Below are 13,430 nucleotides of genomic sequence, written 5' to 3' on the forward strand. Positions count from 1 at the left end.
CCCCGACGACGGAAGGCCGTACGGACATGGACGGGAACGGACCGGCCGAGCGGTTCATCGACGCGGCCGTGGAACTGCTGGAGCGGGTTCGGAAGGAGGAGGCCGCCGGCATCGCGGCGGCCGGAGAACTGATCGCCGACGCCTTCGCGACCGGCGGACGGATCTTCGCCTTCGGCGCCGGCCACTCGTCCCTGCCCGCCCAGGACGTGGTCTACCGGGCCGGCGGCCTGGCCGTGGTGAACCTCCTGTCCGTGCCCGGCACGGTCGGCGTCGACGTCCGGCCCGCCACCCTGGGCAGCGCGCTGGAGCGGGTGACGGGCCTGGCCTCGGCGGCGCTGGAGACGTCCCCGGCTCGCTCCGGGGACGTCCTGGTGGTGATCTCCCTGTCGGGCCGCAACGCGCTGCCCGTGGAGATGGCGGCCCGCGCCCGGGAGCTCGGTCTGCGGGTGGTCGGCGTGACGTCGGTGGCGTACGCCGAGGCCACCACGCCGCGCAACCCCTTGGGCACCTTCCTGAAGGACCACTGCGACATCGTCGTCGACAGCAAGATCGCCGTCGGCGACGCGGAGCTGACCGCCCAGGGCATCGACGCCCCCTTCGCCCCCGCCTCCACGGTGGTGACCAGCGCGATCGTGCAGGCGATCGTCGCCTGCGCGGCCCAGGCACTGGTCGCCCGCGGCATCACCCCGCCCCTGCTGCGCTCGGGGAACGTCGACGGCGGCCACGCGTGGAACGAGCGGGTGCTGACCGAGCACGCGGACCGCGTCTTCCACCGCCGCTGAGGCCCGGTCCCACCGCCGCCGGAGCCCGGCCGCAGTGGGACCGACCGCGGCGGACCGGGCCGGGAACCGGACCGGCTCACGGGGCCAGGGCACGGGCCAGGTCGACCGCGGCGGCGACCCGGTCCGCCACCCCCTCCGCGTGGACGGCGTCCGCGCGGTCGAAGGCGCGGCGGCTCGATCCCCGCAGGAACGTCAACACGCCCAGCGAACGGCCCCGGCTGCGCAGCACCACGCACAGGCCGTGCACCATGCCGTCCGGCCACCTGCGGGCCTTGGCCCACCCCTCGGCCGCCGCGCCGCCCACGCTCGTGCGGACCGGGCCGCAGCGGTCGTACGCCTGGAACGCCGGGTGGTCACGCGGGTAGCACGCCGGGACGCCCGTCGACACCGTGCCCTGCGACGGCGCCTCGACGGTGCGGACCAGCCGGACCGGGGAGTCGTCGGCCCCGCCGACCGCCAGGTCCAGCAGCGCGTGGTCGGCGAAGCCGGCCAGGGAGTAGTCCAGGTGGACGGCCACGGCCTCCATCGGGTCCTCGCACTCGGCCGCGGCCCGCGTGGCCCGGTGCAACTGGTTGCCGCGGAACCGGAACCGCGCCGCCTCCTGTTCGGTCCGCCGGGCCTCGGTGACGTCCAGGAAGAACCACGCCACGCCCAGCGGCACCGGGGTCTCCTCGGCCATCGGCGAGACCAGCCGCAGGAAACCGCTGCGCCAACAGCGGCGGGCGTCCCCGGCGCCGGGCCCGGCGCCGCCGCCCTCGCCCGCCCGGCCGCCTGTGTCCGTGCGCAGCGTCACCCACAGCTCCGCCGGGTCGGGCGGCGGTCCGGCGGCCAATACGTGTTGCAGGGCGCTCTCCAACTCCTCCACGCCCTCGCCCACCAGCTCGCCCAGCGGCCGTCCCAGCATCTCCGCGCGGCCGGTGCGCAGCGCGCGGGCGGCGTGCTCGTTGGCGACGGCCGGGCGCAGGTCGGCGTCGACCAGCACCACTCCCCAGGAGGCGCCGTCGAACAGCGCCTCGCTCAGGGCGATCGACCGCTCCAGGTCGATCTGGGTGCGCACCTCGCTGAACGCGCAGTACACACCGGACGGCCGGCCGTCCGCGCCGCGCACCCCGGAGGACTGGACCCGCACCAGCACCCGTCCGCCGTCCTTGCGCAGCAGCGCGAACTCGTGGACCCGGCGGCCGGGGGCGTTCATCGCGTCGAGCAGCCGGGCCTCGACGTGCTCGGCGTCCGCGCTGCGGACCGCCCACCCGGCCAGGCCCCGGCGGCCGACGGCCTCCTCCTTCGTCCACCCCAGGATGCGCTCGGCCTCACGGTTCCAGTGGGTGACGACGCCGTCGGCGTCGAAGGCGCACAGCCCCGCGTCCATCCCGTCCAGCAGCGCGGTGAGCAACGGATCGCCCCCGGAGCCGGCGGAGCCGCCCCGTAGGTCGTCTCCCTCACCGGCACCGTGTTCGAAGTGGGTCTCGGACTGAGCGGTCACCTGGCACCCCCGGCTGGACCTGGACGCTGCGCGCAACTGCACTCCCGATCATTAGAACGCGGGCGTGACCCAGCCCACACGCGATTGCGGAAAATCGTTGTACCCCCGAAATTCGCTTGCCCTTGTCCCTTGTGCCACATAGCGTCGAAGTACACGAGAAGGGAGGTGGTTCGGCAGATGATGTGCAACCGGACGCGTGAGGTGGCTGCGGCCTAGGAGGCCGACGTCACGACGTGATGCCGGCGCCGCCGGCCAATTCCCAGCAGTCACCCGACCCGCGGGCTGTCGGTACGTCCGACCGACCTCCTGCCGCGCCACGGCGCGACAGGGGCCAGGCCCGCGGGTCGTCTGCGTCCTCGGCCCGGCTCCCCGGGCAGGACCGGACGGGCGGGGCACCCGGCTCAGGGCGCCAGACGCTCCACCGTCCAGACCGCGCCCTCCCCCGGACCGGCACCGGCGCGGACGTAGCGCAGCCGGTCGTGGAGGCGGTTCTCCCGGCCCTGCCAGAACTCCACGGTCCGCGCCACCACGCGGTAGCCGCCCCAGTGCGGCGGCACCGGGACCCGTTCCGTCTCCGGATAGCGGGCCGCCAGCTCCCGGTAGGCACGGTCCAGCTCCGCCCTGGACTCCAACGGCGCGGACTGGTCGCTGGCCCACGCCCCGAGCTGTGAACCGTGCGGACGGGTGCGGAAGTAGGCGGCCGTCTCGTCCCGGCCGACGCGCTCGGCCCGCCCCGAGACGATCACCTGGCGGGCGATCGCGTGCCAGGGGAAGAGCAGCGAGACGTACGGGTTGACCTCGATCTCGCGGCCCTTGCGGGAGAGATGGTTGGTGAAGAAGACGAAGCCGCTCTCGTCGAACCGCTTGAGCAGCACCGTGCGGGAGCTGGGCCGGCCCCGCTCGTCCGCCGTGGAGACGACCATCGCGTTCGGTTCGTACAGTCCCGCGGCCACGGCCTCCTCGAACCAGCGCAGGAACTGCCCGTACGGGGTCGGGGCGAGGTCCTCCTCCAACAGCCCCTCGGCACGGTAGTGGGCCCGCATCGCGGCGGGATCCAGGTGCGGTTGGTGGGCGCGGGCTTCTCTGGCTGCGTCGTCGGCATGGGGCACGCGTTCATCTTGCAGCATCCCCGGCGCGCGGCGGTCACACGGGGTGGCGGACGAGTCTGCCCGCTCACCGCGCTCCGTACACCTGGACGCGGGGAAACCACGAGTGTGCCGCATCTCACCTTTCCCCGCTTCCACTGAACCGGAAAGAATCGCAGGCCGGACGGCTGTGGCCGCCGCACACGCGGGTTATCGTGGCCGACCGGTCACCGCCCGGCCGCCGCCGGCAGCCCACCGGCGGCGGGGGCGTGCCGGGCACCGACCCGAACGCGGGCCCCGCGGCGGCCGTCCGGGCCGGTGCGGAACCGACGGGGCCGACCGCCCCCTCGGGCCGGCCGCCGCCCATCCGCCGAACCACACACGAGGAGCCGCCTGATGTCCGACTTCGTACCCGGGCTCGAGGGAGTCGTCGCGTTCGAGACGGAGATCGCCGAGCCCGACAAGGAGGGCGGTGCCCTCCGCTACCGGGGCGTGGACATCGAGGAACTGGTGGGCCACGTTCCCTTCGAGAAGGTCTGGGGCCTGCTGGTGGACGGCAGCTTCGACCCCGGTCTCCCCCCGGCCGAGCCCTTCCCCATCCCGGTGCACTCCGGCGACATCCGGGTGGACGTGCAGTCCGCGCTGGCGATGCTCGCACCGGTGTGGGGCCTGAAGCCGCTGCTGGACATCGACGCGGAGCAGGCCCGCGAGGACCTGGCCCGGGCCGCGGTGATGGCGCTGTCCTACGTGGCGCAGTCGGCGCGCGGCCAGGGCCTGCCGATGGTGCCGCAGAAGGAGATCGACAAGGCCGAGACCGTGGTGGAGCGCTTCATGCGCCGCTGGCGGGGCGAGCCCGACCCCAAGCACGTCGCGGCCGTGGACGCCTACTGGTCGTCGGCCGCCGAGCACGGCATGAACGCCTCCACCTTCACCGCCCGCGTCATCGCCTCCACCGGCGCGGACGTGGCGGCGGCGCTGTCGGGCGCGGTCGGCGCGATGTCCGGCCCGCTGCACGGCGGCGCGCCCTCCCGGGTGCTGGGCATGGTCGAGGAGATCGAGCGGACCGGCGACGCCCGGGCGTACGTGACGGGCGCCCTGGACCGCGGCGAACGGCTGATGGGGTTCGGCCACCGCGTCTACCGCGCCGAGGACCCCCGCGCCCGGGTGCTGCGCCGCACCGCCAAGGAGCTGGGCGCACCGCGCTTCGAGGTGGCCGAGGCGCTGGAGAAGGCGGCACTGGAGGAGCTGCACAACCGCCGCCCGGACCGGGTGCTGGCCACCAACGTGGAGTTCTGGGCGGCGATCGTGCTGGACTTCGCCGAGGTGCCGGCGCACATGTTCACCTCGATGTTCACCTGCGCCCGTACCGCCGGCTGGTCGGCGCACATCCTGGAGCAGAAGCGCACCGGACGGTTGGTGCGTCCTTCCGCGCGCTACGTCGGCCCCGGGCCGCGCGGTCCGCGCGAGATCGAGGGGTACGGCGCGGCCGCCGGCTGACCCTCCCCGCTTCCGTACGGGCCGGCCCCGGCCAGGCGCACCGGTGCGCCTGGCCGGGGCCGGCCCGGCGGTCCGTCAGCGACGGGCGGTCGAGTCGCGCACGGGGACCTCGACGTGGGAGGGGCTGCCGGCGGGCGAGGAGAAGGTGAGCCTGGCGCCGAGCGGGTTGTGCTCGGCGTAGAGCGGATCGACGGTGTCGACCACCAGGGCGAGCCGGTGCCCGGCCGGCACGTCGTAGGCGGTGGAGAACAACTCCAGGTCCACCGCGAACGGCTCGCCCGGTTCCTTGTCGTGGAAGCTGAACGGCGCGTGGGTGACGAGTTTGCCGACGCCCAACGCGTTCACGTCGTACAGGTGGGCGACGAAGGTGCCGCTGGAGCGGTTGCTCGTCACCGTGGTGCGCAGCTTCACGGTGCCGCGGATCCGCTGCTCCTCGGCGTACCGCCGCGACGTCCAGGCGGCCGAGTACCAGTCGGGCAGCAGGGGGACGGAGACGGTCGGCGGGAGGCTGAGGAACTGGTCCAGGAGGCCGGTGAGCATCACGGTGCCGCCGTTCGCCCCCGAGTCCAGGCCCGTCAGGATCCTCTCGGTGTCGTTCAGCGCGATCCGTTCGGTGCCGGATGAGACGGCCTTCCAGCTCGGGTGGGACTCCTTCCCCCCGGCTCGGACGTCGAGGTGGACGGGCGCCTCCCGGTCGATGCCGTTGTCCTCGCCCTTGAGGTGGTGGTCGAGCCAGCGTTCGGCGCTGTTCCACACGTCGTTGGGCAGGCCCAGCAGGCCGGTCAGGTCGGCGGTCGCGTGGTCGCCGGGGCGGAACTCCAGACGCTTGGGGACGGTCAGCTTCTCGTAGAAGTCGGCGTACTGGTTGGGCGGGAAGATCGAGTCGCCCCAGGCGTTGCCCAGCATGATCGCGGCGCCGTTCGCGTTGATCCGGTCGAGGTACGTCGCGGGGGAGCGCTTCTTCCCCCACTCGATCATCTCCCCCTCCTTCTCCAGGTCGGAGCCGAGGAAACCGGTGATGATCTCCCGGAACTCGTCGCTGGGGCGGCCGGTGAGGTAACCGGTGCCGGTGAGGAACGCGGCGGCCTGGGTGTGCTGGGTGCGGCCGCTGTAGATGGAACCGACCAGGTCGGCCCACCCGCTCATCGCCACCACGGCCTTGATCCGCTCGTCGTGGGCGGAGGCGAGCAGGCTGATGCCGGCGCCGTAGGAGATGCCCGCCATGCCGACGCGGTCGGGGTCGGCGGGGGTGTTGGCCAACGCCCAGTCGATGACGCGCGAGGCGTCGGCGACGTCGGGCGGCCCGGCGACCTCGATCTCGCCGCCGGACTGGAGGAATCCGCGGGAGTTGTAGGAGACCACGACGTAGCCGGACTCGGCGAACCTCCTCGCCTGGGCCAGGTACTCGACCTGCGGCATGGACCAGCTCGTCGGAAGCACGACGAGCGGGTACCGGCGGCCGCCGTCCGCACCGCCCCCCACGTCGCCGGGGGCGACACCCCCTACGTCGCCGGGGGCGGCACCCCCCACGTCGCCGGGGGCGACGACGTTGGCGGCGAGTCTGGTGCCGCCGTGGCCGGGGATGTCGACGAACCGCACGGTCGTCGGGGCGGCGGTCGCGTCGGTGGAGGCGTGAGCGGCGGACGACGGGCCGACCACCGTCCCGGCCAGCACCGCCGCCGAGGCGACGACGGCCGCGGAGGTGCGCAGGTGCCTGTGAGGGTGTCCCATGGGCCCTCTCCTGTCTCGGTCCGGCCCGGGAGCCGGCGCGTGTGGGGAAAGTGACCCGAGGGTAAAGTCCGGAACTTACTCCCAGTAACCCCTTGGGGAGTTACGCGTCCGTAACTTTCGCGGACACCGCGCCGTCCTCCCCGGCCCCGGCCCCGGCCCTCACCCCGGCCCTCACCCCGGGGCGCCCTCCAGCGCCTCGGCCAGCACCTCCGCCAGATGGCGGGCCCGGTACCCGCCGAGCTGGGCGAGCTGGGTGCGGCAGGAGTAGCCGTCGGCCAGCAGCTCGGTGCCGGGAGCGGCGGCGCGGACCGACGGCAGCAGCTTCTCCTCGGCACAGGCGACGGAGACCTCGTAGTGCCCCTTCTCGAAGCCGAAGTTGCCGGCCAACCCGCAGCACCCGTCGCTCAGCTCGCCCGTCAGCCCGGCCTTCTCCATCAGCCGTCGCTCCGCCGCGTCCCCCAGGACGGCGTGCTGGTGGCAGTGGGTCTGGCCGGCCACCGGGCGGTCCAGGCGCGGCGGGGTCCAGTCCGGGGCGTACTCCTCCAGGGCCTGGGCGAAGGTGCGGACGGACTCCGCCAGCCGCTTCGCGCGCGGGTCGTCGGGCAGCAGCTCGGGTGCGTCGGTGCGCAGCGCCGCCGCGCACGGCGGCTCCAGGACGACGACGGGCACCCCCGCGTCCAGCACCGGCTCCAGCCTCTCCAGGGTGTGGCGCAGCACCCGGCGTGCGCCGTCGAGTTGCCCGGTGGAGATCCAGGTCAGACCGCAGCAGACCCGGTCCGCGCCGGGCGGCGGCACCACCTCCAGACCGGCCGCCTCCAGCACCCGCACGGCGGCGGTACCCGCCTCGGGGGACAGGTGGTTGGTGAAGGTGTCGGGCCACAGCACGACGCGCCGGCCGCCGCGCCGGCCGCCCTCCGCCCGCCGGCGCCGCAGTTCCCGCCGCCACAGGCGCAGGAACGGGGCGCGCGGCAGCGACGGGATCTCCCGCTCCGGCGCGATGCCGCCCAGCCGCTTGCCCAGGGCCGCGAGCGGGGTGCGGGCCAGGAGGTCGAGCAGCGGCGCGACTCGGCCGGCGGAGACCGCCCGCAGCCACAGCGGCAGCCACCCCATCGAGTAGTGCGCCGGCGGACGGAGGCGGCCCGCGTAGTGGTGGTGGAGGAACTCGGCCTTGTAGGTGGCCATGTCCACCCCCACCGGGCAGTCCCGGCGGCACCCCTTGCAGGACAGGCAGAGGTCCAGCGCCCGGTGGACCTCCTTCGAGCGCCAGCCGTCGGTGACCACCTCGCCCGCCAGCATCTCGTGCAGCAGCCGCGCCCGGCCGCGCGTGGAGTGCTCCTCCTCGCCCGTCGCCCGGTAGGACGGACACATCACGCCCGGACTCCCCGACGGATTGCGGCACTTGGCGACGCCCACGCAGCGGCGCACCGCCGCCGAGAAGTCCCCGCCGTCGTCCGGGTAGCCGAACGCCACGTCGGTGACGGGTCGGCGGGGCAGCGACGCGAAGCGCAGGTTCTCGTCCAGGCGGTGGGGGCGCGCGAGCATGCCGGGGTTGAGGCCGCCGGCCGGGTCCCACAGGTCCTTGAAGCGGGCGAAGAGCTCCACCATCTCCGGGCCGTACATGCGCGGGAGCAGTTCGGCGCGCGCCTGCCCGTCGCCGTGTTCGCCCGAGAGCGAACCGCCGTGGGCCGCCACCAGGTCGGCCAGGTCGGTGGAGAAGCGGCGGAAGCGGGCGACGCCCTCGTCGTGGACCAGGTCGAAGTCGATGCGCACATGGATGCAGCCGTCGCCGAAGTGGCCGTAGGGCAGTCCGCGCAGCCCGTGCTCGGCCAGCAGGGCCCGGAAGTCCCGCAGGTAGGCGCCCAGCCGGGCGGGCGGGACGGCGCAGTCCTCCCAGCCCGGCCACGCCTCGCTGCCGTCGGGCATGCGGGTGGCGGTGCCGGAGGCGTCCTCGCGGACCCGCCACAGGGCGCGTCGCCCGGCCGGGTCGGTGACCAGCAGGTGGTCGGCGGCGGTGTCGGCGGCGGCCCGGCACAGCCGTTCGGCCGCCGCCCGCGCCTCGGCCGCGTCCGCCCCGCCGACCTCGACGAACAACCACGCCTCGCCGCGGGGCAGCGAGGCCCGCTCGGTGCCGGGTACCAGATCGGCGGCCATGCCCTCCACGGTCAGCGGGTGGTGGGGCAGCAGCGTGACGGCGGCCTCGGCGGCGGCGCTCTCGTCCGGGTAGCCGAGCACCGCCAGCACCCGCGCGCCGGGGCGCTCGACCAGCCGCACCGTCGCGCTCGTGACCACCCCGAGGGTGCCCTCGCTGCCGGTGAAGGCCCGCGCCCAGTCCTCCCCGTTCTCCGGCAGCAGCGCGTCCAGCGCGTAGCCGGAGATGCGGCGGGGCAGGTCGGGGAAGCCGGTGCGCAGCCGCGCCAACTCCTCCCGGACCAGGGCCCGCGCCCCGGCGCGCAGCCGTTCGGGCACGCCGTCCCCGCCGGGCGCGAGCCGGGCCCGCTCACCTCCGTGGGTGAGCACGTCCAGGGCGAGCACGTTGTCGGCGGTGGTGCCCCAGGCCACCGAGTGGGAGCCGCAGGAGTTGTTGCCGATCATGCCCCCGAGCGTGCAGCGGCTGTGGGTGGACGGGTCGGGGCCGAACGTCAGTCCGTGGGCGCCGGCCGCCCGGCGCAGGTCGTCCAGGATCACCCCCGGTCGGACGACGGCCGTACGGGTGGCGGGGTCGATCGACTCGATCGCGTCCATGTGGCGGGTGAAGTCCAGCACCACTCCCGTGCCCGTGGCCTGTCCGGCGATGGAGGTGCCCCCGCCGCGCGGCACCACCGGCACTCCCCGTTCCCGGCACACCGCCAACGCCGCCGCCACGTCGTCGGCGTCGCGCGGCGCCACCACGGCCGACGGCACCCGTCGGTAGTTGGAGGCGTCCATCGTCACCAGCGCGCGGCTCGCCCGGTCACCGGCGACCTCGCCGCGCACGGCGGCCCGCAGCGCCTCCACCAGGGCGGGGTCGCCCGCCCGCGCGGCGCCGCCCGTCGCGCCCACCGGCCCCGTCCGCTGCTCCCTCCTCCGCTCCGTCCTCTGCTCTGCCCTCTGCTCCGCGCTGTCGCTCATGGCACCAGCCTTCCCACCACGAGGGCGTGTCTCGCGGGGTGGACGCCGACCGGAGACGACGGCTCCGACGGACTACCCTTCCGTTCCGTGGCCGATCTCCAGATTCCCGCAGACCTCAAGCCCGCCGACGGACGTTTCGGTTCGGGCCCGTCCAAGGTGCGCCCCGAGGCGCTGAGCGCCCTGGCCGCCACCGGCACGTCCCTGATGGGCACCTCACACCGCCAGGCACCGGTGAAGAACCTGGTCGGCCGGGTGCGCGAGGGAGTGAAGGAGCTGTTCCGCCTCCCCGAGGGCTATGAGGTGGTCCTCGGCAACGGCGGCTCCACGGCCTTCTGGGACATCGCGACCCACGGCCTGATCGAGACGAAGTCCCAGCACCTGTCCTTCGGCGAGTTCTCCTCGAAGTTCGCCAAGGCCGCCAAGCTGGCGCCGTGGCTGGCCGAACCGAGCGTGATCTCCTCGGAGCCCGGCACCCACCCGCTGCCGCGCGCCGAGGCGGGCGTGGACGTCTACGCCCTCACCCACAACGAGACCTCCACCGGCGTCGCCATGCCGATCGGGCGGCCCACGGGCGCCGAGGACGGCTCCCTGGTCCTGGTGGACGCCACGTCCGGCGCGGGCGGCCTGCCGGTGGACATCGCCGAGACGGACGTCTACTACTTCGCCCCGCAGAAGTCCTTCGCGGCCGACGGCGGCCTGTGGATCGGCGTGTTCTCCCCGGCGGCGCTGGAGCGCGCCGAGCGGATCGCGGCGAGCGACCGGCACATCCCGGCGTTCTTCGACCTGCCGACCGCCATCGACAACTCCCGCAAGAACCAGACGTACAACACCCCGGCCATCGCCACCCTCTTCCTGCTGGCCGACCAGTTGGAGTGGATCAACGGCCAGGGTGGCCTGGAGTGGGCCGCCGCCCGCACCGCCGACTCCTCCTCGCGGCTGTACGGCTGGGCGGAGAAGTCCGAGTTCGCCACCCCGTTCGTGACCGACCCCGCCCAGCGCTCGCAGGTCGTCGGCACGATCGACTTCGCCGACGGCGTGGACGCCTCGGCGATCGCCAAGGTGCTGCGCGCGAACGGCATCGTGGACACCGAGCCCTACCGCAAGCTGGGCCGCAACCAACTGCGGGTCGCGATGTTCCCGGCCGTCGAGCCGGCGGACGTCGAGGCGCTGACGGCGTGCGTGGACCACGTCGTCGAGCGGCTCTGATCCCGCCTTCCGAAGCCCTTCCGGACGCACCGGGCCCGGCCGCCGCCGCGGCCGGGCCCGGTCGTCCCCGGCGTCCGTTTCCCCCGCCGCCGGTGAGGTACCCGGCGGCACATGACCACTCCCGGTACCGGACTGCGTCTCTTCGTCGACGAGCCGCGCGTCTGGCTGGCCACGTACGCCCCCGAGGGGGCGCCGGTGGGCACCGCCACGGCGATCGCCGTGGCGGACGACCGCGCCTACGTGCGCGTGCCCGGCCGGTCGGGCACGGCCGAGCGGCTGCGCCGCCGCCCCGAGGCGGAGATCTCCCCCGCCACCCTCGGCGGCACCCCGGCGGGTGCTCCGGTGAAGGTGGACGTGCGGCGGTTGACCGGCCGCGAGGCCCGGCACGCCGCCCGGTGCCTGGCCCGGAAACACCCGGTGCGGGGTTCGCTGGTGCCGCTGGGGCACTGGGCGATGCTCGACCGGTCGGTGCTGTACGAGCTGCGGCCGGTCGGCGAGCGCTGATCCGCCGGACGGGGGTGCGGGACGTCCGGCGGAACGCGTCAGCGCGACAGCCGCCGGAAGCGCCGCACCGCCAGGGGCAGGAAGACGGCCGTGATCACCAGCGGCCAGACCACCGCCATCAGGGCGGCGTTCTGCTCGATCCAGCTCCCGCCGACGGGCGCCGGGTTGCCGAAGAGGTCCCGAACGGCGTTGGCGGTGGAGGAGACCGGGTTCCACATCGCGATGGCGCCCAGCCAGTCCGGCATCATCGACGGCGGGGTGAAGACGCTGGAGATCATGCCGAACGGGAAGGCGAGCGCGAACAGGTTCCCCGCCGCCTCCTGGTTGGGGACGAGCAGCCCGATGAACACCCCGACCCAGATCAGCGCGGAGCGCAGCAGGAGCAGCAGCGCGAACGCGTAGAGGGTGGCGAGCGCCCCGCCGTCCGAGCGCCAGCCGACCACCAGGGCGATCGCGGCCAGCACCAGCAGATCCAGCGCGGCGTGCAGCACGTCGGAGACCCCGCGCCCGGTGACCACCGCGGAGGAGGCCATGGGCATGGACCGGAACCGGTCGGTGACCCCGCGTTCCTTGTCGACCGCGACGGCCATCGCCGTGTTCATGAAGCCGAAGGCCATCGTCATGGTGAACATGCCGGGCAGCGCGTACGACTCGTAGTCCGCCGCGCCCACGTCCATGGCGCTGCCGAAGACGTAGACGAACAGCAGCACCGAGACGATCGGGAAGCCGAGCTGCCAGGCGACGATGGACGGCTGCCGGAGAAGGTGCAGCAGGTCGCGGCGGACGATCGTCCAGCAGTCGGCGAGGGCCCAGTACAGGCGCCGCTCGGGGCCGTCGGGGAGGACGGGGACGCTCGTCGGGGTCGTCGCCCCGGGTTCGGCGCGGTGCGCGGGTTTCGGTGCGGTGGTCATGCGACGGTCTCCCTCTCCTTCGTCGTGTCCGACTCCCCGGTCGTCCCGTTCCCGTGGCCGTCCTCGGCCCCGGCGTCCGTCCGGTGGCCCGTCAGCCGGAGGAAGACCTCGTCCAGGGTGGGGCGTCGCAGGCCGATGTCCTCCACCCCGACGCCGAGGTCCTGCAGGGCGCGGGCCGCCTCGGTGAGGGCGGCCACCCGGTCGGTGACCGGCGCGTGGAGGCGGCGCTCCTCGGGATCGACGTACGGCTCGGTCCCCTCGTCCGCGACCCGGGCGAGCACCTCGGCGGCGGCGGGGACGTCGGCCGCGTCGTACACCACCACCTCGACGCGGTCGCCGCCGACGGCGCTCTTGAGGGCGGCGGGGGTGTCGTCGGCGATGCGCACACCGCGGTCGATCACGGTGACGCGGTCGGCCAACCGGTCGGCCTCCTCCAGGTACTGTGTGGTGAGCAGCACCGTGGTGCCCGCGGCGGCCATGGAGCGCACCGCGTCCCACACCTCGTTGCGGCTGCGCGGGTCCAGACCGGTGGTGGGCTCGTCCAGGAAGAGCACCTCGGGCGCGAGGATCATGCCGGCGGCCAGGTCCAGGCGGCGCCGCATACCGCCGCTGTAGGTCTTGAGCGGCTTGTCGGCCGCCTCGGTCAGCGCGAAGCGCTCCAGCAGCTCACCGGCCCGCTGCCGGGCACGCCGGGCGCCCAGGTGGAACAGCCGGCCGAACATCTCCAGGTTCTGGCGGCCGGTGAGGATCTCGTCGACCGCCGCGTACTGCCCCGCCAGCCCGATCCCGCGGCGCACCCGGTCGGGTTCGCGCGCCACGTCGTGCCCGGCCACGGTGGCGCGCCCGGCGTCGGGCCGTACCAGCGTGGTCAGGATGCGGACGGCGGTGGTCTTGCCCGCCCCGTTGGGGCCGAGGACGCCGTGCACCGTGCCGCGCCGGACGGCGAGGTCCAGGCCGTCCAGGGCCCGCTTGTCGCCGTACCTCTTCACCAGGCCCTCGGCCAGCACGGCGTGCTCCGTGTGCCGGCCGGCCCCGGTGTCGCCGATCAGTGTCGTCATGTACTGCCTCCCTCCGAACCGGGTACAGCGTACCCGATTGTGGGTACACCGTACTCAGTTTTTTC

At 74.3% G+C, this 13,430-nt stretch carries 10 protein-coding genes; 4 read left to right on the forward strand and 6 right to left on the reverse strand.

What is annotated here, in order from left to right:
• Positions 1 to 26 precede the first annotated feature (26 nt).
• Complete coding sequence (locus tag F0L17_RS10490; protein ID WP_155070864.1) at positions 27 to 782, forward strand: SIS domain-containing protein; 756 nt, start codon at positions 27 to 29, stop codon at positions 780 to 782.
• 76 nt (positions 783 to 858) lie between these two features.
• Here F0L17_RS10490 and F0L17_RS10495 read toward each other — a convergent pair whose 3' ends face one another.
• Both F0L17_RS10495 and pdxH read right to left on the reverse strand, forming a co-directional pair.
• Positions 859 to 2,265, reverse strand: a complete 1,407-nt coding sequence (locus tag F0L17_RS10495) for a PAS domain-containing protein (RefSeq protein WP_338018032.1) — start codon at positions 2,263 to 2,265, stop codon at positions 859 to 861.
• Between the two features lie 401 nt (positions 2,266 to 2,666).
• Positions 2,667 to 3,392 (reverse strand): pyridoxamine 5'-phosphate oxidase, encoded by a 726-nt coding sequence (gene pdxH / locus F0L17_RS10500; RefSeq protein ID WP_420802406.1) that lies wholly within the window; start codon positions 3,390 to 3,392, stop codon positions 2,667 to 2,669.
• A gap of 354 nt (positions 3,393 to 3,746) precedes the next feature.
• On the opposite strand from pdxH, the gene F0L17_RS10505 reads away from it, so the two are divergent.
• Positions 3,747 to 4,847, forward strand: a complete 1,101-nt coding sequence (locus F0L17_RS10505; RefSeq protein ID WP_155070865.1) for a citrate synthase 2 — start codon at positions 3,747 to 3,749, stop codon at positions 4,845 to 4,847.
• Between the two features lie 75 nt (positions 4,848 to 4,922).
• Here the strand turns inward: F0L17_RS10505 and F0L17_RS10510 are convergent, their stop codons facing one another.
• Both F0L17_RS10510 and F0L17_RS10515 read right to left on the reverse strand, forming a co-directional pair.
• Positions 4,923 to 6,578 (reverse strand): alpha/beta fold hydrolase, encoded by a 1,656-nt coding sequence (locus tag F0L17_RS10510; RefSeq protein ID WP_155070866.1) that lies wholly within the window; start codon positions 6,576 to 6,578, stop codon positions 4,923 to 4,925.
• A gap of 171 nt (positions 6,579 to 6,749) precedes the next feature.
• The gene (locus tag F0L17_RS10515) at positions 6,750 to 9,686 is read right to left on the reverse strand and encodes an FAD-binding and (Fe-S)-binding domain-containing protein (RefSeq protein ID WP_155070867.1); all 2,937 of its coding nucleotides are present in this window, start codon (positions 9,684 to 9,686) and stop codon (positions 6,750 to 6,752) included.
• A gap of 87 nt (positions 9,687 to 9,773) precedes the next feature.
• Between F0L17_RS10515 and serC the strand changes: the two genes are divergently transcribed.
• On the forward strand, positions 9,774 to 10,892 hold the full coding sequence (serC, locus tag F0L17_RS10520; RefSeq protein ID WP_162466042.1) for a phosphoserine transaminase: 1,119 nt from the start codon (positions 9,774 to 9,776) through the stop codon (positions 10,890 to 10,892).
• A gap of 111 nt (positions 10,893 to 11,003) precedes the next feature.
• Positions 11,004 to 11,396: a pyridoxamine 5'-phosphate oxidase family protein gene (locus tag F0L17_RS10525; RefSeq protein ID WP_155070868.1), complete on the forward strand. Its 393-nt coding sequence runs from the start codon at positions 11,004 to 11,006 to the stop codon at positions 11,394 to 11,396.
• Positions 11,397 to 11,434: 38 nt separating this feature from the next.
• Here F0L17_RS10525 and F0L17_RS10530 read toward each other — a convergent pair whose 3' ends face one another.
• Together F0L17_RS10530 and F0L17_RS10535 are read right to left on the reverse strand one after the other, a co-directional pair.
• Complete coding sequence (locus F0L17_RS10530; protein ID WP_155070869.1) at positions 11,435 to 12,307, reverse strand: ABC transporter permease; 873 nt, start codon at positions 12,305 to 12,307, stop codon at positions 11,435 to 11,437.
• The gene (locus F0L17_RS10535; protein WP_155070870.1) at positions 12,304 to 13,365 is read right to left on the reverse strand and encodes an ATP-binding cassette domain-containing protein; all 1,062 of its coding nucleotides are present in this window, start codon (positions 13,363 to 13,365) and stop codon (positions 12,304 to 12,306) included. Before F0L17_RS10535 ends, F0L17_RS10530 begins: the two co-directional genes overlap by 4 nt.
• Between the last annotated feature and the right edge of the window lie 65 nt (positions 13,366 to 13,430).

It is taken from the genome of Streptomyces taklimakanensis, assembly GCF_009709575.1.
Lineage (GTDB): Bacteria > Actinomycetota > Actinomycetes > Streptomycetales > Streptomycetaceae > Streptomyces > Streptomyces taklimakanensis.